1 protein-coding gene and 1 pseudogene are annotated in these 1,269 nt (G+C 69.5%); both read left to right on the top strand.

Translation table 11 applies throughout. The features are described 5' to 3' along the window. Window positions 1-827: LysR family transcriptional regulator (locus ABZV94_RS41690; RefSeq protein ID WP_356350325.1), on the top strand; the 827-nt coding region annotated here is incomplete at its 5' end. Window positions 828-1,039: 212 nt separating this feature from the next. Continuing rightward, window positions 1,040-1,269 (top strand): annotated as a pseudogene (locus ABZV94_RS41685) (hypothetical protein); the annotation flags it as partial.

The raw sequence follows: 1,269 nt of genomic DNA, 5'->3' as shown, positions 1-1,269 counted from the left end.
GGACGGCAGAGCGGCTGCACGTGACGCCCGCCCGCGTCAGCCAGGCGATCAAGAAGCAGGAACGCCGCATCGGAGCCGCCCTGTTCGAGCGCAACAGCCGGTCCGTGACGATGACGCCGATCGGCCGGCAGCTCTTCTCCGACCTGCTGCCCGTGTACCGCGGCCTGCACGAAGCCGTGGAGCGTGCCATCCGCTCGGCCGGCGAGAAGACCGAAGTGCTGCGCCTGGGCATGCTCTCCAGCAACGTCCAGGATTTCCGGCTGCTGCTCGACGCCTTCGCCGCCAGGCACCCCACATGTGACGTCCAGATCCGATACGTCGGATTCGGCGACCCGTTCGGACCGCTGCGCGCCGGCGAGGTCGATGTGCAGATCGCCTGGCTGCCGGTCGAGGAGGCCGACCTCACCGTCGGACCGGTCGTCAGGATCGAACCCGTCGTCCTCGTCGTCGGAGCCGGGCACCGGCTCGCCCGGCGAGAGACCGTGTCGTACGAGGACCTGACCGACGAAGTCGTCATCGGCGGGGCCAAACCCGACTACTGGCGCGAAGCCCTCACGCCGAGCCACACCCCCAGCGGGCGTCCGCTCCGGGTGGGTCCGACCGTCACCACCGAGACCGCGATGCTTCCCATCCTGTCCAATGACGAGGCCGTCGCGTTCGTGCACTCCCACGCCAGCCGGAGCTACGCCCGAGCCGACCTCGTGTACGTCCCCGTCCACGACGCTCCTCCGGCCCACTGGGCGCTGCTGTGGCGTACCGCCACCGAAACCGAGCTGATCCGCTCCTTCGCGCACGTCGGCCGCCTGATCGAACCGAGTGGTTCCTGACGGACTCCGTACGGAGGGACCGGCCTCCCTCGCACGCGTCCGGCGGTTCGTCTCGGCGGCAACCGGCCGGACCGTGACCGCTGTAAGCCACAGAAGGCCGAGGCCCGCGGCGGCGGTGAAGGCCGAGGAGGTGGAGGACGAGAGGAACTGCTGAACACCGCTCGGGCTGTCCGCGCAGAGCAACCGGAGGACGAGGACTGGGTCGCCGGGACGTGACCTTCGAGGACTTGCGGCACGCGGTCTGGGCGGTATGGCAGCTCGACACCGATGCTCACGTCCTCGCCCCCGACTCGTTGCGCACCGCCTTGCGCGACCGCCTTGCGCGACCGCATTGCCACCCTTCGCCGCTCGGTACGACGATCGAGACTGAAAAGGGGGGAGCCCTCCGCCAAACCATCAGTTCGGTGCCGGGGGATGACCTAGACGGCATGTGCGGCGGTCA

The sequence above is a fragment of the Streptomyces sp. NPDC004658 genome, assembly GCF_040609555.1.
Classification (GTDB): Bacteria; Actinomycetota; Actinomycetes; order Streptomycetales; family Streptomycetaceae; genus Streptomyces.
The sequence above is the reverse complement of the archived record's forward strand: the minus strand, read 5'-3'. Positions and strand labels throughout refer to the sequence as shown.